Raw genomic sequence first — 21,146 nt, 5'->3', positions numbered from 1 at the left:
CCGAATATCAGGGTCGGGCCAGGGTCGGCCCCGGTGCCGCTCGGCGTCACGGGCCGTCACCATGGACGCATGACGAGTTCGATGCCTTCGCAGCACGAGGCCACGCCGCCGGCGGAGGCCGTCTCCGCCCCTCCCCTGCGGCGCTCGCGCGGCAGCAAGGTCGTGGGCGGTGTCTGCGGTGGCCTCGGCCGGTACTTCGACCTGGACCCGGTGATCTTCCGGGTGGTGGTCGGCGTGCTCGCGGTGCCGGGCGGTCTCGGGCTGATCTTCTACGGCTTCGCGTGGCTGCTGATCCCGCTCGACGGCGAGGAGGAGAACGACGGGCGCAGACTGCTGACCGGCCGCGTCTCCGGGGGCACGCTGGCCGCCATATTGATGGCGCTGGTGGGCTGCGGGGTCTTCCTGTCGATGCTGCACAGCGGGTCGATGCTGGGCTCGGCCCTCCTGGTGGCGTTCGCGCTGTCGTCGGCGGCGATCTGGTCGCGGCACCGGCAGGCCGGCGCGGTGGAGGCGGAGGGACGGGCGGACGCGGCGACGGCCACCCGGCCGGTCGCCGAGGCCCCGCCCGAGACCAAGGCCCCGCCGCTCGTCGAGTTCCCCTCGTGGTGGCGGGACCCGATCGTCAAGGACGGTTCGACGGGCAAGGTGGCCATCGGCTACCTGTGGGGGCCGCAGGGCATCCTGGACCAGGACGGTCGGGTGGACGGCGAGGTGCCGAAGCCGGGGGGCCGGTGGAACGCCGAAGCCGCCGCCCCCGGGCGCCCGAAGCCCTCGATCCGGCGGAGCCCGTTCTCCATCGGTGGTCTCGTCTATCTGCTCGCCATGGTCGCGGCGGTGATCGGCACTTCTCTGACCTGGGAGAGCGAGCCGCTGGGCACGAGCCTGCAGACCGGTCTGGTCGCCGCCCTCGCGGTGTTCGGCCTCGGTCTGGTCGTCAGCAGCTTCCTGGGCAGGACCGGGTTCGGCACGATCTTCCTCACCGTGGTCACGGCGGGCCTGCTCGCCCTGACCACGGCGGTGCCCGGCCAGATCACCACGGAGTGGATCCGCGAGACGTGGAAACCGGCGTCGGTCGCCGCCGTGCAGCCGCGCTACGAGCTGGGGACCGGGGTCGGCACGCTCGATCTGTCGACGCTGGCGGTCCCGGTGGGCACGACCGTGTCGTCGTCGATCGAGGTGGGCGCCGGCCGGCTCGAGGTGATCATCCCGAAGAACGCGGTCGTGAAGCTCCACGCACAGGTGGGACTGGGCGATCTGCGGCTGCCGGGCGAGCCGGCGAACGACATCGACATCTCGCCGGACCGCGACGAGACCCGGACCCTGAACCCGCCGGCCGGGACCACCCCGGCGGGCACCCTCGTCCTCTCTCTCAAGGTCAGCATCGGACAGGTGGAGGTCACCCGTGCTGCTTCATGAGTTCCGCCCCGGCAGGATGATCGCCGGCCTCACCGCCCTCGCCCTGGCCGGGCTCTACGCGGGCGACGCCACCGGGGCCTGGACGACCCCGTGGTACGTCGTGTTCCCGGTCCTCTTCGGCGGCCTGGGCACGGCCGGCCTCGTGACCTGGATCGTCTACCGCGTCCGGCGCCGCTCGGCGAGGAGCCGGTCGAGCGACAGCACCGCCGCCCCGGCCAGCACCAGCGGCAGCCAGGCCATCAGATAGGCGAGGTCGTTGCCGAGGTAGTACGGGTTCACCTGCCAGCTCACGGTCAGCCAGAGGCTCAGGGAGATCAGGGCGCCGCCGAGCGCCGCCACGCGGGCGAAGAGACCCACCAGGGTCCCGATCCCGACGGCGAGTTCCCCGAAGGCGATGGCGTAGCCGAAGCCGGCGGGGTTCTTGAGGGCGAGGTCGACCAGGGCGGGGATGGCCGAGCTGTCGCGGACGCCGGTCATCATCTCGCCGATGGAGCCCGTGCCCGAGTCGGCGAAGAAGGCGGAGTCGGTGAGCTTGTCGAACGCGGCGTAGATGAAGGTGACGCCGAGGAAGATCCGGAGCGGGAGGAGTGCGTAGCGGGAGCCGAGCGCCTTCCACCGGTCGAGCGCGCCGACGGCACCGGCCCGGCCCGCGCCGCCCGTCCCGCCCGCGCCTCGGGTGCCGTCCGGGCCGCTCGTACCGCCCGCGCCACCGGTCCCGCCGGCCGCGCCGTCCGCCCGGTCCGCGTGTCCCGTCATCGTCGGTCACCTCTCCTCGCCCCGTACGACTGTTCGCGGAACGATTCTCCTCGCCCGGCCCGTGAAGGGATACGGGAAGGAGGGCCGGAGGGATCAATCCACGACGTCGATCGTGACCCGGTTGGTCTCGACGCCCGCCGCCGTCACGACCGAGACCTCCACCCGGCCCGGTTCCACGTCCGCCGGGAGGGGGACGGTCAGGGCGGCGTCGGTGGGGTTGGCGAAGCCGCCCGGGACCGGGACCAGCGGCACATGGGCGTGGACCGGGCCGATACGGACGACCAGACGGGTCAGCGGGTCGGGAGCACCGGCCCCGGGCGGGACGAAACCGCAGCCGCGGATCTCGATGTCGTCGCCCGTGCGGATCGGGGCGTCGAGGTCACCGGCCTCCCGGGACCTGACCACGGAGTGGATCGTGGGGCGGACGCCCTCGGTGTACTTCGCGGCGAGGTGCCAGACGGCCGAGACGCCGACGAGGAGTACGAGGGACCAGGGCACCCCGGGGAGCCCGGCCGGGTCGTGGGCGAGGGCGACGGCCGTCAGGACCAGGACGGAACCGGAGACGAGGACGTACTGGACGTCGGCGAGCGCGGCCCGGCCGCTGTCGTCGCAGAGCAGATCGGCGGCGCGCGGCCGGTCGGCGCGCACCTTCTGGAGACGGCGCGACGCGATCCCCGCCGCGACGACGAGCCGGGCGGTCACGGTGACGGCCGACACCAGGGCGAGGACGGTCAGCAGACCGGCGCCCCGGGCAAGGCCGAAGGCACCCGCGCCCGGTGACAGGAAGGCCAGGAAGACCAGGGCGTAGCCGAGAAGAAGAAGCCAGGACGCGGCCACGGCGCGGGAGGTGGAGAGCCGGTTGTCCTCGCCGATCAGCGGGGCGAGCAGTCCGCCGCGGGAGCGGTGGGCGTGGGCGGCGGCGCTGAGCAGGGCGGCGAGGACCAGGGCGGTGCAGAGGCCGGCCGTCCGGGCCCCTGTCCAGCCGCCGCCGACGGCGGTGAGGGCCTGGCCGAGGAGCAGGACGACGACGGCGCCCCAGACCGCGGCGAGCCCCCCGCGCCGGACCCGGTCGAACCAGGCCACACCGGCCTCCCGGCCGTGCACGGCCACCGCGCGGGCGGACTGGGCGAGCTCGTCGGAGACCCACTGGCGGGCGGCGACCGGGGAGTGGGCGACGGCCGCGGGGACGCCGTGCCCGGCGGCGAGTTCGTCGCGCCGTGCGAGGAAGGCGGCGACGGCACGCCGGTGGCCGGTCTGTCCGCAGTGGGCGCAGCCCGCGCAGGCCGTCGCGTGCTCGCCGTACTGTCTCGCCTCTTGAACCGCCACGGTGCTCACTTCCCGAGCTCACTTCACGACACGTACCGGTGCGTCCCGAGGGGTCAACCAGCCGTTGGTTCCACGGAATTGTGTCGTACCGGCGGCTCCCGCACCTGCCGCGTGCGCCCCGCCGGAGGGTGATTGCCGCGCCATCGCATTGACGTACAGAAAGGTGAAGCGATGGTGTTACGACAGGAGTTCGGGCTCCGTGCGGCTGATCCTGCGCCACAGGGGCTGGTAGTTGATCCAGGCGACGAGGTCGCTGCCGAGCTGTTCGCGGGTCGCGACGGCCTCGCGGTGGTCGATCAGGACCGGTTTCCCGGCCGCCCGCGCGGCCAGCTGCACCTGGGCGCAGCGCTCCAGGGCGATGAACCACCAGGCGGCCGCATCGACGGAGGCGCCGACGGTGAGCAGCCCGTGGTTGCGGAGCACGATCGCCTTGAACGTACCGAGCGCGAGGGCGATCCGGCGTCCTTCCTCGGGGTCCACGGTGACGCCGGTGTAGGCGTCGTAGAGGGCGTGGTCCTGGTAGAAGGCGCAGGCCTCCTGGGTGATCGGGTCGAGGAGTTCGCCGAGCGAGGCGAGGGCCCGGCCGTGGAGGGAGTGGGTGTGGGCGACGGCCACGGCGTCGGGCCGGGCCCGGTGGACCTGGGCGTGGACGGTGAACGCGGCCTGGTTGACGTGCTGCCCACCCCGTACGACCTGCCCGTCGCCGTTGACCAGGATGAGGTCGCTCGCGGCGATCTCCTCGAACGGCGCCCCGAAGGGGTTCACCCAGTAGCAGTCGGGGAGTTCGGGGTCACGGGCGCTGATGTGGCCCGAGACGCCCTCCTCGTAACCGAACCGCCCGAAGACCCGGAGCGCGCCGGCGAGCCGCTGTTTGCGGTGGGTGCGTTCCTCCTCGGCCGTCGCGTGGACGGGCGGCATGGCGAAGTGGAGCCGGTCGACGGGAACGGGGTCGGGTATCACGCTCATGCGCCGGAAGGTAATGCCCGGCCGGTCAAGTCACCAGAGTCCGGACACCACGGAAAGGCGCCTTCGCGAGGGGCCGGACACGACGAAGCCGCCGCCCCGCGCGACGGACGCGGGGGCGGCGGCTTCGGCAGGCTCAGGGAGCGGGTGCGACTACTCCCACTCGATGGTGCCCGGCGGCTTGCTGGTGACGTCGAGGACGACCCGGTTGACGTCCTCGACCTCGTTGGTGATGCGGGTCGAGATCTTGGCGAGCACGTCATACGGCAGGCGCGACCAGTCGGCCGTCATGGCGTCCTCGGAGGAGACGGGACGCAGGACGATCGGGTGACCGTAGGTGCGGCCGTCGCCCTGGACGCCCACGGAGCGGACGTCGGCGAGCAGGACGACCGGGCACTGCCAGATCTCGCGGTCGAGACCGGCGGCGGTGAGCTCCTCGCGGGCGATGGCGTCGGCCTCGCGCAGCAGGTCCAGGCGCTCCTTGGTGACCTCGCCGACGATGCGGATGCCGAGGCCGGGGCCGGGGAACGGCTGGCGCTGGACGATCTCCTCGGGCAGGCCGAGCTCCTGGCCGACCATGCGGACCTCGTCCTTGAAGAGCTGCCGCAGCGGCTCGACGAGCTCGAACTCGATGTCGTCGGGGAGGCCGCCCACGTTGTGGTGGGACTTGATGTTGGCCGTGCCGGTGCCGCCGCCGGACTCGACGATGTCCGGGTAGAGGGTGCCCTGCACGAGGAACGCGACCTCGGGGCCGTCCTCCTGGAGGATCTCCAGCTGCGCCTGCTCGAAGACGCGGATGAACTCACGGCCGATGATCTTGCGCTTGGTCTCCGGGTCGGAGACGCCGGCGAGGGCGGTGAGGAAGCGCTCCTGCGCGTCGACGACCTTGAGGTTGACGCCGGTGGAGGCGACGAAGTCCTTCTCGACCTGCTCGGTCTCGCCCTTGCGCATGAGGCCGTGGTCGACGTACACGCAGGTGAGCTGCGAGCCGATGGCCTTCTGCACGAGGGCGGCGGCCACGGCGGAGTCGACGCCGCCGGAGAGGCCGCAGACGGCGCGCTTGTCGCCGACCTGGGCGCGGATGGCCGCGACCTGCTCCTCGATCACGTTGCCCGTGGTCCAGCTGGGCTCGATGCCGGCGCCGCGGTAGAGGAAGTGCTCCAGGATCTGCTGGCCGTGCGTGGAGTGCAGCACCTCGGGGTGGTACTGGACGCCGTAGAGCTTCTTCTCGTCGTTCTCGAAGGCGGCGACCGGCACGACGTCCGTGGAGGCGGTGACGGCGAAGCCCTCGGGGGCGGCGGAGCAGGCGTCGCCGTGCGACATCCACACGGACTGCTCGACCGGGGTGCCCTCGAAGAGGGTGGAGCCGGCCTTGGAGACGTGCAGCCCGGTCCGGCCGTACTCGCGGGCGCCGGTGTTGTCGACGGTGCCACCGAGGGTCGTCGCCATCAGCTGGAAGCCGTAGCACATGCCGAAGACGGGGACGCCCGCCTCGAAGATCTCGCGGTCGAGGCGGGGGGCGTTCTCGGCGTACACCGAGGACGGGCCGCCGGAGAGGATGATCGCCTTCGGGTTCTTGGCCAGCATCTCGGCCACCGGCATGGTGGACGGGACGATCTCGCTGTAGACCCGGGCCTCGCGGACGCGGCGGGCGATGAGCTGGGCGTACTGGGCGCCGAAGTCGACAACGAGGACTACGTCCGGGTTGGTGACGTCGGGCGCGGCAGCGGGGGTCGCTGATGACACTACGGCGGCCTTCCGGCGGTAGGAGGAGGGTCCCCCGAAGGGGGGTGCTATTTGTCGATTCTACCGGCGCGCCGGTAGCACTTTTCGTCTCACCATCCGAACCCGGGTTGGCTCCGGTCCGTCGCCGGGGTCCATACTGTCGCCATGCGCAAGCTCACGACCTTCGTCTTTACCTATGGCAACCGGCCCACCGGCTGCCATGGTCGTGCTGCTTGAGCAACTGACAAGCGACTTCCCAGGCGCCCCGGGCTGACAGCCCGGGGCGTTCTGTCGTTCCCGGGCCGGTTCGCCCCGGGGCATCCGACACCCCAGGAGCCCCGCCATGACGACGAACACCGCAACCCCCGAGAAGACCGGCGCCCGCACCGACGAGGCGGCGACGCTGATCGGCGGCGCCCGCGAGCGCATCGACGCGCTCGACGACCGGATCATCGGTCTCATCCAGGAACGGATGGCCGTCTCGGCCGTCATCCAGGAGGCACGGATCTCCTCCGGCGGCCGCCGGGTGAACCTGACCCGCGAGATGGAGGTCCTCGGCCACTACAGGGACGCCCTCGGCAAGCCGGGCACGGCGCTGGCGATGACGATGCTGGAGCTGTGCCGGGGCCGCATCTGAGCGTGCCCTCGCCACCGGGCGCGTTCCCGTGGCTGAGCCGTGCGTGCCCTCGCCACCGGGCGCGTTCCCGCAGCTGAGCGTGCCTTCGCGTCACCCGGGCGCGTTCCCGTGGCTGAGCGTGCGCTCGCATATCCGGGTGCGTCCCCGGATCTGAGTTCGGGCCCGCTCTCACCCGTACGGCGCGTGACCGGCTCCGGCCCGGCTTCGTTGGTCCGGGTGTCCGTGCCAGCCAGGGGCGGGCCCGAAATGAAACCACGCGTGGCTTCGCTGGGGCGTGTGGCGTACCTCCGGTACGTCGTGGGACCTCGCACCAGCGCTTGTGACCGGACAGCAGGGGACAGCAGCCCGGTCACCCAGAAGGAGCGGTCGGCCCCGGGGACGCTCGGGGCCGGCCGCAACCGGCTCTTCCGGTCGTGGCCCCCACGACCGCCAGCACAGTGCGAACCCCTCAAGATCCCCCGAGTTCCCCGAGACCCCGAACCCGTCTCGCCCCCCGCAGAACCCTCTCCCACGCGGCGCAACCCCCCGGCGCCGCCCCGCTCGGCACCGCCGCTGCCCTGACACCGGTGCCGACCCCAAGGGCCCCGTGCCGCGACCGGAATCGCGCCACGGGGCCCTTGTCCGCACACACCCCCTCCGGCGTGACGCGCGTCACACGAAGATCCTGTGCAACCGCTACAACCTTCCCCACCGGTCGCGGGTCATCTATGCAGCAACACCAAAGCTGGTAGGGGCGCTGCACTCGGAGGGGGGTGCAGCGCCCCTTACCTGTCTCGGCCACAGGTGCCTGCCGGCCACCCGCGTCGGTTCACGACGCCTTGGGCGGGACCACCGGCATCCCCAGGAACGGCAGCCGCAGCGCGCCGAAGGCCTCGGCCGGGACCGCGGGGGACTTGGGCTCGACCGCCGCGATCCGTACGTACGACTCGCCCTGCCGCGGCCGCGGGTCCTCCTCGCCCTTGTTCGGCCAGAAGGACATCGCCCGCTCCGCCTGCGCGGTGATCGTCAGCGACGGGTTCACGCCGAGGTTCGCGGAGACGGCCGCGCCGTCGACGACGGAGATCCCCGGGTGCCCGAAGAGCCGGTGGTACGGGTCGATGACACCGGACCCGGCGTCCGCGCCGATCGGGCAGCCGCCGAGGAAGTGGGCGGTCAGCGGCGTGCCCATCAGCTCGCCGACGTTGGAGCCGGCGAAGCCGTTGATCTCCTCGGCGAGGAGGGCGGCGGCCTTGGTCGCCGCCTCGATCTGGGTCGGATTGGGGGCCCCGTGGCCCTGGCGGGCGGTGAGCAGGCCCTTCCCGATGCCGCCCGGCTTGCGGTAGGTGGTCAGCGAGTTGTCCAGGGACTGCATGACGAGGCCGATGATGGTCCGCTCCGACCAGCGCCGGTTGGACAGCGAGCGGGCCGCGAGCGCGGGGTGCTTGACGAGTTCGAGCAGCCACCTGCGGACCCGGTGCGCGCCATACGGCACCTGGAGGATCGTCAGCGCGCCCATCGAGTTGGAGCCCTTGCCGTACCGCACGGGCTCGATGTGGGTGTTCTCGTCGGGGTGGATCGAGGAGGTGATGGCGACGCCGCGGGTGAAGTCGGCCCTCTCCTTGCCGTGCTTCTTCCGGTAGCGCCGGTCGGTGGTCTGCGAGCCGACGAGACCCTCGGAGTTGGTACGGGTCAGCTCGCCGAGCCGGGCCGAGATCCGGGGCAGCAGGCCGGTGTCCTTCATCCGGTGCAGCAGGGTCTGGGTGCCGTACGTGCCGGCGGCGATGACGACCTTGCGGGCCGTGAAGGTACGGCCCTTGCCCTTCTTCCGGTTGTCGGAGGGGAGGGTCTTGACGGCGTAGCCGCCCCGCGAGTCCTCGGTGACCGCGACGACCGAGGTCATGGGGTGGACGGCCGCGCCCGCCTTCTCGGCGAGGTGGAGGTAGTTCTCGTTGAGGGTGTTCTTGGCGCCGTGCCGGCAGCCGGTCATGCACTCGCCGCACTCGGTGCAGGCCTTGCGGGAGGGTCCGGCGCCGCCGAAGAACGGGTCGGGCACCTCGCCGCCCGGCTTCGCCTTCGCCGTCCCGTCGCCGTCCTGCCCGTCCCCGAAGAACACCCCGACGGGCGCCATGTGGAACGTGTCGCCGATGCCCATGCTCTGTGCGGTCGCCTTGAGGTGGACGTCCGACGGGGTCATGGTCGGGTTGATCCGGACGCCGAGCATGCGCTTGGCCTGGTCGTAGTAGGGGCTCAGCTCCTCGCGCCAGTCCGTGATGTCCTTCCACTGCGGGTCGTCGAAGAACGGCGCGAGCGGCTCGTAGAGGGTGTTGGCGTAGTTCAGGGAGCCGCCGCCGACGCCGGCGCCCGCGAGCACCATGACGTTGCCGAGCAGGTGGATCCGCTGGATGCCGTAGAGGCCGAGGGCGGGGGCCCACAGGAAGTTCTTCACGTCCCAGGAGTTCTTCGGCAGGGTCGCGCGGGTGAAGCGGCGCCCGGCCTCCAGGACGCCGACCCGGTAGCCCTTCTCGGTGAGGCGGAGCGCGGTGACCGAGCCGCCGAAGCCGGAGCCGACGACGAGGACGTCGTAGTCGTACGCCTCGTCCTCCGCCTGCTCCTGATTTTGGGTAGGGGGTACCGCGGTCATGGCTCTCCTCGTACGAAAAGGGGACAGTCGGGATGGGGAGGCGCAGCGCCGGCTCAGCGCAGACGCAGGGCCTTCATCGCCTTCAGGGACACGCTCATGAACGCGGCGTACTTCTCGTCGTCCATCCCGAAGGAGGGCGCGAGCGGGATCAGCCGCTGCTGGGCGACGGTCTGGGCCTCGGTGTACTTGAGGATGCCCTCCGAGCCGTGGCGGCGGCCGAGCCCGGAGTCCTTCATGCCGCCCATCGGGGACTGCACGCTGCCGTAGGCGGGGGCGTACCCCTCGTTGATGTTGACGGTGCCGGTGCGCAGCCGGGCCGCGACCGCGTGGCCCCGGCGCGAGTCCTTCGTCCAGACGGAGGAGTTCAGACCGTACGGGGTGGCGTTGGCGAGGTCGACGACCTCGTCCTCGTCGCGGAAGCGGTAGATCGAGACGACCGGGCCGAAGGTCTCCTCCCCGCAGACCGCCATCGGGGCCTCGACGCCGTCGAGGATGGTCGGCTCGAAGAAGAGGGGGCCGATGTCGGGGCGGGCGACTCCGCCGGCGACGAGCGTGGCGCCCTTGGCGACGGCCTCCTCGACATGCTTCGTGACGGTCTCCAGCTGGCGGTCGCCGACGAGCGAGCCCATGTCGGCGCCGTACGCGAGGGAGTTGCCGAGCCGCATGGCCTTGGTGCGGGCGGCGAAGCGGTCCAGGAAGACGTCGGCGATCGACTCGTGCACGTAGAGGCGCTCGATGGAGATGCAGAGCTGGCCGGCGGAGGAGAAGCAGGCGCGGACGGCTCCGGCGGCGGCCTTCTCGATGTCGGCGTCCTTCAGGACGAGCATCGCGTTCTTGCCGCCGAGTTCGAGGGAGACGCCGACGAGCCGGGCGGCGGCGCCCTGCGCGACCTCGCGGCCGGTACGGGTGGAGCCGGTGAAGGAGACGTAGTCGGCGTGCTTGACGACCTCGGGGCCGACGACCGGGCCGTCGCCGAGGACGACCTGGAAGACCTCGGCGGGCAGCCCGGCCTCGATGAGCAGGTCACGGGCCCAGAGCGCGGTGAGCGCGGTCTCCGTGTCGGGCTTCATGACGACGGCGTTGCCCGAGACGAAGGCGGGGAGCGCGTCGCCGACGGAGAGTTCGAGCGGGTAGTTCCAGGGGGCGATCTGGCCGACGACACCGCGCGGCTGACGCAGCTCGGTCACCTTGGTGAGGGTCGGCACGACGCCGGTGTGGCGGCGGGGCTTCAGGTACGAGGAGGCCTTGCGGCCGTAGTGGCGGGCGGCGACGGCGACCGCCTGCACCTCCTCGTGGGCGTGCAGGCGCGCCTTGCCCGTCTCCAGCTGGATGAGGTCGAGGACCTCGGACTGGCGCTGGAGGACCAGGTCGTGGAAGCGCAGGAGGACGGCGGCGCGGGCCCTGACCGGGGTGGCGGCCCAGGCGGCCTGGGCGCCACGCGCGCGCGTGAAGGCCTCGGCGACGTCCTCGGGGGTGGACTCGGGCAGGTCCGCCAGCTTCGCCCCGGTGAACGGGGTGTGGTTGGCGGTCCGGCCGGAGCCGACGACACCGCGCGTCAGCCGGGCGACCACCTCGGGCGTCACGACGTCGTCGGCCGTGCGGGCGCCGGCGGGCGCGGCCGCGACCGGGTTGGTCGCCCCGGCGGGCGCGGCGGCTCCGGCCTGTGCGGCGGGGACGTCGGGAACCGAGGGGGCGGCGGGGGCCTGCGAGTCCGTCATGGGCCCGAGCGTAGGCGCCGTTCCGCCCTTTGGGTACCCGTCGGTAACGCGTTTTCACCGGGTGCGCACATCGCGCCAGCGATCACTGGCATATAAGCCCTGATCAGGGGCTTATGACTGTGAAGAGGCCCGTGCCGGAGATTTCCACCGGCTTCAGTCGCCCGGGGCCCGCCAGTGCTGGAGGACGACGTCGAACTGCTCGCGGGTGGTCTCCCAGCTGGACTCCGGGGACGACATGTAGATCGCGTACTCCGTGCCGTCGTCGGCGTAGTACATGAGATCGATCGCGTGCCGCGGCCCGGGGAAGTCCCGCTTCTCCGTCCAGGTGAACTCCCACAGGCTGGACCGGACCTGGTCGCGATAGGTGGTCTGGCCGAGCTTGACCCGGGTGTACTCCATCCGCTTCGCGACAGTGCGCTCCAGGTCGAGCGCGTGCATGTACGGGTTCTCGAAGTCGGGGCTGCGGTCGATGTTGACCCGGATGCGGTGGCGGCCGTTGTCCGGGGTGTAGTCGATGTTGTCGCCCTCCGTCTGCCGCTTCCAGCCCTTCGGTACGACGAGGCTGAAGCCCTTCGGGTCGTCGACGCGGTGCCAGCCGTCCGGGATGTCGCTCCTGGCGCCCTGGGTGGCGGTGGTGGGGGCGGTGGCCGTGGTCCGCCCGCCCTCGCTGCGGTCGCCGCCCGCGTAGTTCATGGCGGCGAAGACGGCGCCGCCCGCGACGAGACCGGCGAGCAGCGCGGCCAGGAAGGCGGTACGCCAGCTCCGGCCGCGACCCGAGCCGGAGGCGGCGGGGCCGGAGGACGGCGGCACGATGGTGGGCGGGGAGGACTGCCCGTGGGCACCCTGGGGCGACTGGGACTGCTGAGAGGGCTGGAGTGAGCGGGACTGCTGGGACTGCAGGGACTGGCTGGACTGGCCGGACTGGCTGAACTGGCTGGACTGATGAGACGGGTGAGGCTGGTGGGGTGACTGAGCCGGGTGGAGCCACGGGGCGGTGCCGGACGGGGGCGTGGCCCGGGCCGTGCCCGTCGGCCCCGGGCCGTCGGACTCCTCCCCCAGCGTGACGAGGTCGTGGCCGGAGACGGAACCGTCCCCGGCGGGGTCCAGGTCCTCCCGCACCACCCGCTGGGTCGGTACGTACGCCTGCGCCGCCGCCGGCGTACGCCCCTCCATCGCGTCGAGCAGCATCCGCCCTGCCTCATCCGCCTGCGGCCGCTGCGCCGGGTCCTTGCGCAGCAGGGCCACGATGACGGGGGCCAGCGGACCCGCCTTCTCCGGGTACGGCGGCTCCTCGGCCACCACGGCCTGCATGGTGCTGATCGGCGAGGTGCGGCGGAACGGCGAGGTGCCCTCCACCGCCGTGTACAGGGTGGCGCCGAGCGACCAGAGGTCGGAGGCGGGACCGGGGTCGCCGCCGCGCACCCGCTCGGGCGCCAGGTAGTCGATGGAGCCGACGAGTTCACCGGTCCGGGTGATCGTCGCGTCGCCCTCGATCGCCGCGATCCCGAAGTCGGTGATCAGGACGCTCCCGTCACGGGCGAGCAGGACGTTGCCCGGCTTGACGTCCCGGTGGAGCACCCCGGCCGCGTGCGCGGCACGCAGCGCGCCGAGGACGTGCAGACCGATCCTGGCCGCCTCGTGCGGGTCGATCGTGCCCTTCTCCTTGGCGGCGTCGGCGAGCGAGGGCCCGTCGACGTACTGCATCACGATCCACGGCCGGTCGTCGTGCTCCAGGACGTCGTGGACGGTCACCACACCCGGGTGCGTGATCCGCGCGGCGGCCCGCGCCTCCTTCTGGGTACGGGCGTGCAGCACGAGGCGGTCGGCCTCCGCCACGAACCGGCCGGCCGTCAACTCCTTCACCGCCACGACGCGGTGCAGCACCTCGTCGTGTGCGCGCCAGACCTTGCCCATGCCGCCGCGTCCGATGGACTCGCCCAGCCGGTAGCGACCGGCGAGCAGCAGCCCCGCGCCTGTGCTCTGAGAATGTTCCACTTGCCCCCGCCCGTTCCTTCGGATGCCAGGTTACGGAGGGGGGTCGGGGTGGCGGAACCTCGGGGCCGCCATAGGAACAGCACTGTGACCGGGGGCCGATGGGCATTCCGGGCACCCCCTCCCGACACGGTCCCGCTCAGCGGCCCGGACGGAACCCCTTCGTGGCCTCGTCGAAGATCTCGGAGACCTTCTTGCTCCGGTCTTCCGGGCCGATGACCTGCACGACGTGGTACCGGCCTCCGTCGATCAGGGCGAGGTTGCGGACGAACACCTGACGGCCCGTGCTGTCCAGCCACCAGTAACTGCCCGTGGCCGTCGCCGTCGTACCGATGTCGACCCGGCGCGTGTCGTCCGAGCGCGACCAGCTCGACCCCCGGAACGGCTCCAGTTCGCGTTCCTTGGAGTTCTGGTACTCCAGCGGGTCGGAGCCGTTGTCGCCGACGCTGTCGCGGCCGGGGACCACGATCATCGTGAAGTCGCCGCTGGTGTAGCGCACTTGCCCGGCGTCGTTGATCGGGCTGCGTCGCCATCCGTTCGGCACCCCGATCCGGAACCCCTCGGGGTCCTGCCGCAGCATGTACCCGGCGGCGAGGGCCGGAGCCGAGGGGTCGGCGGCGGGCGGGGTGGTGCGCGGGGTGGCCGGCGGTCCGCCGGTCGGCGGGGCCGTGGTCGGCTCCTTCGTCGCGGTCGGAGGGTTCGAGGGTGCGGTCGTGGGCGGGGCCTGGCCGACCGTGGGAGTGGTCGGCGCGGTGGGCTTCTCCCCGTCGCCGGACATGAAGAGGACGGCGTACGCGACAGCCCCGCCGAGCAGCAGGAGGACGAGGACCAGGAGCGTACGGCCGAGGGCCTGCGGGGAGCCCGGGGGCCGCGAGGACGACGGCCGGCCGCCGCGGGACGCCTTGGTCGCCCGGGCTTTGGGTGCTCGGGACGCGCGCTGGGGGATCTCCTCGTGGAACGACTCCTGGAAGTCCTCCCGGTACTCCTCGCGGACGTCCCCCCGCTCATCGGCCCGCACGGGGGCGGGCCCGTACTCGCGCGTGTGGAGGTCGTCGTGGCGGGCGTGCGCCTGGGCCGGGGGGCGCGGGTCCTTGCCCCGCTTGTGGCGGTGTCGGCCCGCTCCCGCTCCGCCGCGCCGACGGCGTACGAGCTCGCCGCGCCGGCGCACGATCGGCAGCCGCTTCTCGTCGAAGGACGGCAGCGGTACGACTCCGACACCGGCCTCCGGCTCCGGAGCCGAGCGCACGAGGGAGCGCAGCCAGCCGCGCAGCTCCTCGAAGTCGGGGCGCTCGGTCGGGTCCTGGCGCAGCAGGGACTCCACGACCGGGCGCAGCGGGCCGCACTCCTCGGCGAAGGCGGGCGGCTCGGCGCAGACCAGCTGGACGAGCTCGGCGGCGCTGTCCTCGGGGTAGGGGGCGTGGCCCTGGACGGCCCGGTAGAGGAGCGCGCCGAGCGCCCACAGGTCGGTGGCGGGGCCGATCGGCGGGGCGAGGCGCCAGTTCTCGTGGACGGGACCGGCCTGTTCGGGTGCCCAGCGCTCGGTGACGGCGCCGACGACCGCGATCCGGGTCTGCCGGGCCCGCTCGGCGGCGAGCCGGGTGGTGGGGCCGCGGTCCGCCTGGGCCTGGGCCGGGATCCTGGCCGGCTCCAGGGCCGCCTCCGCCCGGGCGCCGGTGGGGACGGGCAGGCGTGCGGGGTCCGGAGTGGCGGCCGTGTACCCGGCGGGCAGGGCCGGACGGCCCGAACCGGGCAGCACGGGGCCGCGGCCCGGACCCGAACCACCCCCGGCCGGGATCGGCGGGGAGCTGTCCCGCGAGGCGTGCGGGCCGTCGCTCCAGTTGCCGGCCAGCATCACGCGCGGCGGCGGACCCGCCTGCGGACCCGCGCCGTACGGCTCGTCGCCGTCGTCCTCGTCGTCCTCGTCGTCGTCCGCCACCCTCGCCCACCACTGCGGCTCGGGCGCACCCGCCGCCTGCGCGGTCGGTGCCGGGGGCGGCTCGGGCGGGTCCTCCGGCGCGGAGCGCTGCACGGGCAGGGCCCCGGTCTCGCCGAGCTTGGCGGCGGCGCGCGCACCGGCCCGGTAGGCGGCGATGGCCCCGGCGCGGGCGGCCCGCACGTCGGCGGTGGGCGGCACGGGCGCGGGCTGCGTCTCGGCGGCGGGCGCCGCGGGCAGCGCCCGGCCGTAGGGATCGGTGCCGTAGCCGCCGGGGGCGGTGCCGTAGGGGGAGGGGGACTCGGTGTCGTCCGGGCCGGATTCGGGGGCGTACGCGTCGGGTTCGGTGACGTACGGGGCGGACTCGGGGGCGTACGCGTCGGGTTCGGTGACGTACGGGGCGGGTTCGGGGAGGTACACCTCGTCGCCGTCGCCGTCGCCATGGCCATACCCGTAGCCGTAGCCGTACCCGTAGCCGCGGTCCGGCCCCGGCTGCTCGGCCACCTCCTCTGCCGGCTCGTCGAGCAGCTCGTCGACCGGTTCGTCGGCCGGCTCCTCGGCCGACTCCTCGAACTCGTCCGTCCCGTACGGGACGTGCCCGTCGCCCTCCTCGTAGACCTCCGCCTCGTACAGCTCGGAGCCGTACTCCTCCGCGTCGTACCCCTCCGCGCCGTACTGCTCGGAGCCGTACTCCTCGGTGTCGTGCCCCCCGCCCCCGTACTCCTCCACCGGCGCCTGCCACGCCGTCGCGTCCGGATCCGGCTCCGGCACGGGCGCGTACCCGCAGAGCGCCTCCTCCGCGGCGCCCACCGCGAGGCCCGTGAGGACCACCCGGCCGTCGTCGCAGACGAGCACGGTCCGGGCGGTGATGTTCCGGTGCACCCACCCGTGGGCGTGGAGCGCGCGCAGGGCGGTGAGGACGTCGGCGCCGATCTCGGCCGCGCGGTAGGGGTTGAGCGGCCGCTCGGCGAGGAGCGCGGCCAGCGGCCGGGCCGCGATGCGTTCGCTCACTATCCAGAGCGAACCGGCCTCCGCGAAGACGTCGAAGACCTGGTCGAGCAGGGGGTGGTCGGGGATCTGCGCGGCGGCCTGGGCCGCCTCGATCGCCCGGCGGACGACGGGCTCGGCCGGGCGGCGGGTGGCCCGCCCCCCGGCGCCGTAGGGGCCGGCCGGGCCGCCCTCGCCGTCGAGCACCTCGGCGTCGACGAACTCCGGCAGCGGCACCTGGCGGACCAGGACCTCCTGCCCGCTGAACGTGTCGAAGGCGCGCGTCTCGCCCGGATCGTACGCGTCCGTGTCCGCGTCCGCCGGCGGCAGCGGCAGGCGGTAGCGGTCCGCGAGCACCCTTCCCGCGTAGTCGTCCACGACGCCTCCCCACGCGCGCACGCTGTCCCCCGTGGACCCGCGGACCCCTCGGGATCGGGCGGGATCACGCGAGTCCGACAATTCCGGTCCGGCAGCGTGCAGTTATCGGCTCTGTTCGGCTGCGTACGGTCCTCGAACTCTCACGATACGTGCCGTCGGTCAGTCCTTGGGGCTGAACGTGGCGAACGCCGTCTCGCGCAGCGTCTTGCACTCCGCGCCGTTCCACTCCTCCGCCTTGCAGCTGATCATGATGGAGTAGCCGTGCTCGGCGTCCACCTTGAAGCCGCGGTTGAGCACATGGACGCGCATGCCCTGCTGGGTGCGCTCGAACTCCCAGTCCGCGACGGTCGGGTAGCCCTTGTAGGAGACCGTCCGGATGCCGAAGTGCTTGTAGTTCTTGCTGGTGGCGGCCACGCCGATCTTGCCGAGCTCCCAGGCGGCCGCCGCGTTGTCCTTCGGGCTGGAGTTGAAGTCGACCTGGATGCGCGGGAAGCCGCCGCTCTCGCTGAATATCCCGCCACCGCTGTAGCCCGGAATCGAGCGGACCTTGAACGTGGCGGGCATCGCCATGGAGAAGTGGAAGCGGTCGTTGGTGACGAGGGTGTAGCCCGCGGGCAGCTGCGCGCCCGTGCCGCCGGGCTTGCCGGTCGGCGTGGTGCCGGTGCCGTTCGACCCGCCGGACCCGTCCGTGGAGCCCGTGGAGCCCGTGGAGCCCGTCGTGCCGTTGCCGCCCGTCGACCCGTTCGAGCCGGTGTCGCCGGGCTGCGCGCCGCCCTGCTGGCCGGCGCCGCCGGGCGACTGGCCCTTGCCGCCGTCCGATCCGCCGGAGCCACCGGAGCCGTCACCGCCGGCGGAGGCGCCGGCCGAGGCCGTGGTGCCCGCGCTGTCCTTGCCCTGGTTGCCCTCGTCGCCGCCGCCCCTGAGGGAGACCGCGAGGATCGTCCCGAGCAGGGCGAGTACGGCGACCGCGGCGATGATCACCAGCGTGCGGCGCGGTACGACGTCGGTCAGCGACGCACGGGCCGGAGTGGGTCTGCCACCGCTCTGCCGTGTCGTGGAGGCGGCCCCCGCCGCCGTCCTGGCGGCCGGCGTCGACGACGCCTTCGGCTCGGCCTTCACGGAGGCCGCCGCGTTCCGTACGGAGCTCAGCGCACCCCGCATCCGGTCGGCGGACGCGTCGGGCGCCTTGCCCCGGTCGGCCGCCGGGGCCACCGGAGGCTGGTCGGGGCGCGGCGGCAGCGGTACGACCCGGGTGACCTCGGGGGAGACCGGGGGCGCCGGGTCCGGCGCGTCGAGGACGGCGAGGAGCAGGACCCGCGCGCGGGCGTCGTCGAGCCGCTGGGCCGGGTCCTTGGCGAGCAGGCCGTAGATGACCTTCTCCAGCTCGGGTCCGGCGTTCTTCGGCGGGTCGACGGGCTCGGTCATCACCGCCGTGAGGGTGGCGATGGCGGAACCCTTGTCGTACGGAGGGCTGCCCTCGACCGCCGCGTAGATGAGTCCGCCGAGCGACCACATGTCGGCGGCGGGGCCGGGCTTGTGGCCGCGGGCCCGCTCGGGCGAGATGTACGAGGGGGCGCCGACGAGCATGCCGGTGGAGGTGATCGAGGGGTCGCCCTCGACCTGGGCGATGCCGAAGTCGGTGAGGACGACCCGGCCGTCCTCGGCGATCAGCACGTTGGACGGCTTCACGTCACGGTGCAGGATGCCCTCGCGGTGCGCCGAGCGCAGCACGTCGAGGATGGCGAGGCCGACCTCGGCGGCGCGCCGGGGCGTGAGCGTGCCGTCCTCGCGGACGGCGTCCGCGAGGGACTTGCCCTCGATGAGCTCCATGACGATCCACGGACGGTCGTCCTCGTCGACGACGTCGTAGACGGTGACGGCGCCGTTGTTGCGGATCCGGGCGATGGCCTTCGCCTCGCGCAGGGTCCGGGTGATGAGGCGGCGCTTCTCGTCGTCGTCGATGCTGGTGGGGAAGCGGAGTTCCTTGACGGCGACGGTACGGCCGAGGGTCTCGTCGACCGCGCGCCACACGGTGCCCATGCCGCCGCGCCCGAGGACCCCGCCGAGCCGGTAGCGACCGGCGAGGAGCCGGCCCTCGTTGACCGGGACCTTGCGCCCCCTGTCGCCACCGGTGCCGCGCGCGGAACCCCGCGCCGGGGGACGGTCGCTCTCGCCGTCACCGTCGCCCGCGCCGAACCCGGCCCGCCCGGTCGACGGCTCGGTCCCCCGCAGCCGCCCGCCGGAGACGCCCGGGGTGTCCTGAACGTCCTTCACGTCCGGACCGCCCGGGGCGTCCTGAACGCCCTTCACGTCCCCGGCACCCGAGTCCTTCGAGCCCGCCGGGTCCGCGGACCTCGTGGGCTTCGCCAGGTCCGCGGGCACCGCGGAGTCCGCGGGCGCCGCGGCGGACGCCGCCGATGCCCCGGCTTCCTCCGCACCCCGCTCGACCTGCGCGTTCTTCGCGCCCTGTGTGTCCTTCGCGTCGTCCCGCTCCGGCTCACGCGCGGCCGGGACCGCTCCTCGGTCGCCGTCGGTCGCGGCCCCCGCGGCGGCGTCCCGCCCGGGGTCCTTCGCCGTGTCCCGCGACTGCTCCGCCTCCGACATGCGTCCCCTCTGCGATCCCTGATCTGCGCCGCGTCTGCCGCTTCCCGCGCGATGCGGTAACCCGCCCTGGAAGAGAGGCCATTGTCCCTCACCTCAGGACGGGTGGCGCCCCCGGGTCCGTACTCCGGGATGACGACGCCCCCGCACACCCTCCAGGTTCCCACCCGCGCGTCCCGGACGTCCCGTCAGATCGGCACGATGTCCGGCGCCCCGAGCCGGGCGGCGTCCGCCGTCAGGTCGTCGGGCTGTCGCTGCGACTCCCGCTCGGCCTCGACCCGCTTGTCGTAGTGCTCGATCTCCTTCTCGATCTGGTGCTCGTCCCAGCCGAGGACCGGCGCCATCAGTTCCGCGCACTCGCGGGCGCTGAGCGTGCCCCGGTCGAAGGTCTCGATGGAGATTCTGGTGCGCCGGGTGAGGACGTCGTCGAGATGCCGGGCGCCCTCGTGGGAGGCGGCGTAGACGATCTCGGCCCGCAGGTAGTCGTCGGCGGCCGGGAGCGGCGCGGCGAGGGAGGGGTCCTCGGCGATGAGGTCGAGGATCTGCTCCGTCAGGGAGCCGTACCGGTTGAGGAGATGCTCGACCCGGACGACATGGAGGCCGGTGCGCGCGGCGATCCTGGCCCGCGCGTTCCACAGGGCCCGGTAGCCCTCGGCGCCGAGCAGCGGGATGTCCTCGGTGACGCAGGGGGCGACCCGCTGGTCGAGGCCGTGCACGGCCTCGTCGACGGCGTCCTTGGCCATGACGCGGTACGTCGTGTACTTGCCGCCGGCCACCACGACCAGGCCGGGCACCGGGTGGGCGACGGTGTGCTCGCGGGAGAGCTTGCTGGTGGCGTCCGACTCGCCGGCGAGCAGGGGGCGCAGGCCCGCGTAGACCCCTTCGACGTCCTCCCGGGTGAGCGGGGTGGCGAGCACGGTGTTCACATGCTCCAGGAGGTAGTCGATGTCGGCGCTGGACGCGGCGGGATGGGCCTTGTCCAGGTCCCATTCGGTGTCGGTGGTGCCGACGATCCAGTGCCGGCCCCAGGGGATCACGAAGAGCACGGACTTCTCGGTGCGCAGGATCAGCCCGGTGGACGAGTGGATGCGGTCCTTGGGGACGACGAGGTGGATGCCCTTGGAGGCACGGACGTGGAACTGGCCGCGCTCGCCGATGAGGGCCTGGGTGTCGTCGGTCCACACCCCGGTGGCGTTGACGATCTGCTTGGCCCGGATCTCGTACTCCACGCCGGCCTCGACGTCCTGGACACGGGCGCCGACGACCCGCGCGCCTTCGCGCAGGAAGCCGATGACGCGGGCCCGGCTCGCGGCCAGGGCGCCGTAGGACGCGGCGGTGCGCACGAGGGTGGTGACGAAGCGGGCGTCGTCCATCTGGGCGTCGTAGTACTGGAGGGCGCCGACGAGCGCGTCCTTCCTGAGGCAGGGGGCGACCCGCAGGGCGCCGCCCCGGGAGAGGTGCCGGTGGACGGGCAGGCCGCGGCCGTGCCCGGAGGAGAGGGACATCGCGTCGTACAGCGCGACGCCGGAGCCCGCGTAGAACCGCTCCCAGCCCTTGTGCTGGAGCGGGTAGAGGAAGGGGACCGGCTTCACCAGGTGGGGTGCGAGCCGCTCCAGGAGCAGTCCGCGCTCCTTGAGGGCCTCCCGGACCAGGGCGAAGTCCAGCATCTCCAGGTAGCGCAGGCCGCCGTGGATGAGCTTGCTGGACCGGCTGGAGGTGCCGGAGGCCCAGTCGCGGGCCTCGACGATGCCGGTGGAGAGCCCTCTCGTGACGGCGTCGAGGGCCGTCCCGGCGCCGACCACTCCGGCGCCGACCACCAGCACGTCCAGCTCGCGCTCGGCCATGGCCGCGAGCGCCTCGGCGCGCTCGGCGGGTCCCAGTGTCGCTGTCCTCACGGCTTGCCTCCCGTCGTTCCCCGTCGTTCCCGTCGTTCCAGCACGCGAACCGGGCCATGTGGTCCGGCTCACAGCTCGATTCTGGCCCTCCCCGGCGACTTCAGCCACCGCCTCGCCACCGACCTGTGGATAACACTCGGCGACCTTCGGCCCCACAATGCGGCATATCGGTCATATTTACGCCTAGTCTGACATTGCG

13 protein-coding genes are annotated in these 21,146 nt (G+C 73.0%); 3 read left to right on the top strand and 10 right to left on the bottom strand.

The window, feature by feature from the left end; genetic code table 11:
* Nucleotides 1–69 precede the first annotated feature (69 nt).
* Nucleotides 70–1,416: a PspC domain-containing protein gene (locus E0F75_RS17370; protein ID WP_187623415.1), complete on the top strand. Its 1,347-nt coding sequence runs from the start codon at nt 70–72 to the stop codon at nt 1,414–1,416.
* The gene (locus E0F75_RS17365; protein WP_187623414.1) at nt 1,403–1,663 is read left to right on the top strand and encodes a hypothetical protein; all 261 of its coding nucleotides are present in this window, start codon (nt 1,403–1,405) and stop codon (nt 1,661–1,663) included. Before E0F75_RS17370 ends, E0F75_RS17365 begins: the two co-directional genes overlap by 14 nt.
* On the opposite strand, the gene E0F75_RS17360 is transcribed toward E0F75_RS17365, so the two are convergent.
* The 4 genes from E0F75_RS17360 to guaA form a co-directional block, all read right to left on the bottom strand.
* Nucleotides 1,573–2,172, bottom strand: a complete 600-nt coding sequence (locus tag E0F75_RS17360; RefSeq protein WP_187623413.1) for a DoxX family protein — start codon at nt 2,170–2,172, stop codon at nt 1,573–1,575. The two genes, E0F75_RS17365 and E0F75_RS17360, sit on opposite strands and share 91 nt — an antisense overlap.
* Nucleotides 2,173–2,265: 93 nt before the next feature.
* On the bottom strand, nt 2,266–3,498 hold the full coding sequence (locus E0F75_RS17355; RefSeq protein WP_374115407.1) for a hypothetical protein: 1,233 nt from the start codon (nt 3,496–3,498) through the stop codon (nt 2,266–2,268).
* A gap of 177 nt (nt 3,499–3,675) precedes the next feature.
* Complete coding sequence (locus tag E0F75_RS17350; RefSeq protein WP_187623411.1) at nt 3,676–4,464, bottom strand: class II aldolase/adducin family protein; 789 nt, start codon at nt 4,462–4,464, stop codon at nt 3,676–3,678.
* A gap of 150 nt (nt 4,465–4,614) precedes the next feature.
* Nucleotides 4,615–6,207 carry a glutamine-hydrolyzing GMP synthase gene (gene guaA / locus E0F75_RS17345; RefSeq protein ID WP_187623410.1) on the bottom strand — a complete coding sequence of 531 codons (1,593 nt, stop codon included), beginning with the start codon at nt 6,205–6,207 and terminating at the stop codon, nt 4,615–4,617.
* Nucleotides 6,208–6,529: 322 nt separating this feature from the next.
* Between guaA and E0F75_RS17340 the strand changes: the two genes are divergently transcribed.
* Nucleotides 6,530–6,823 carry a chorismate mutase gene (locus tag E0F75_RS17340; protein WP_187623409.1) on the top strand — a complete coding sequence of 98 codons (294 nt, stop codon included), beginning with the start codon at nt 6,530–6,532 and terminating at the stop codon, nt 6,821–6,823.
* 808 nt (nt 6,824–7,631) lie between these two features.
* Here the strand turns inward: E0F75_RS17340 and E0F75_RS17335 are convergent.
* The 6 genes from E0F75_RS17335 to E0F75_RS17310 all read right to left on the bottom strand — a co-directional run bounded on the left by E0F75_RS17335 (nt 7,632) and on the right by E0F75_RS17310 (nt 20,947).
* The gene (locus E0F75_RS17335) at nt 7,632–9,443 is read right to left on the bottom strand and encodes a GMC family oxidoreductase (RefSeq protein WP_187623408.1); all 1,812 of its coding nucleotides are present in this window, start codon (nt 9,441–9,443) and stop codon (nt 7,632–7,634) included.
* A 53-nt stretch (nt 9,444–9,496) separates the two neighbouring features.
* Nucleotides 9,497–11,161, bottom strand: a complete 1,665-nt coding sequence (locus E0F75_RS17330) for a succinic semialdehyde dehydrogenase (RefSeq protein ID WP_187623407.1) — start codon at nt 11,159–11,161, stop codon at nt 9,497–9,499.
* A 153-nt stretch (nt 11,162–11,314) separates the two neighbouring features.
* Nucleotides 11,315–13,156 (bottom strand): serine/threonine-protein kinase, encoded by a 1,842-nt coding sequence (locus tag E0F75_RS17325; RefSeq protein WP_187623406.1) that lies wholly within the window; start codon nt 13,154–13,156, stop codon nt 11,315–11,317.
* A gap of 136 nt (nt 13,157–13,292) precedes the next feature.
* Nucleotides 13,293–16,451 (bottom strand): protein kinase, encoded by a 3,159-nt coding sequence (locus E0F75_RS17320; RefSeq protein ID WP_187623405.1) that lies wholly within the window; start codon nt 16,449–16,451, stop codon nt 13,293–13,295.
* A gap of 159 nt (nt 16,452–16,610) precedes the next feature.
* Entirely contained in the window at nt 16,611–19,055 is a 2,445-nt protein-coding gene (locus tag E0F75_RS17315) for a serine/threonine-protein kinase (RefSeq protein WP_187623404.1), read from the bottom strand.
* Between the two features lie 185 nt (nt 19,056–19,240).
* A complete protein-coding gene (locus E0F75_RS17310; RefSeq protein ID WP_187623403.1) occupies nt 19,241–20,947 on the bottom strand; it encodes a glycerol-3-phosphate dehydrogenase/oxidase in 1,707 nt (568 codons plus the stop codon).
* Nucleotides 20,948–21,146 lie beyond the last annotated feature (199 nt).

Origin of the sequence: Streptomyces sp. CB02980 (assembly GCF_014451325.2) — a bacterium.
Classification (GTDB): Bacteria; Actinomycetota; Actinomycetes; order Streptomycetales; family Streptomycetaceae; genus Streptomyces.
Note: the sequence above shows the minus strand (reverse complement) of the source record. Positions and strands in the feature narration are given on the sequence as shown.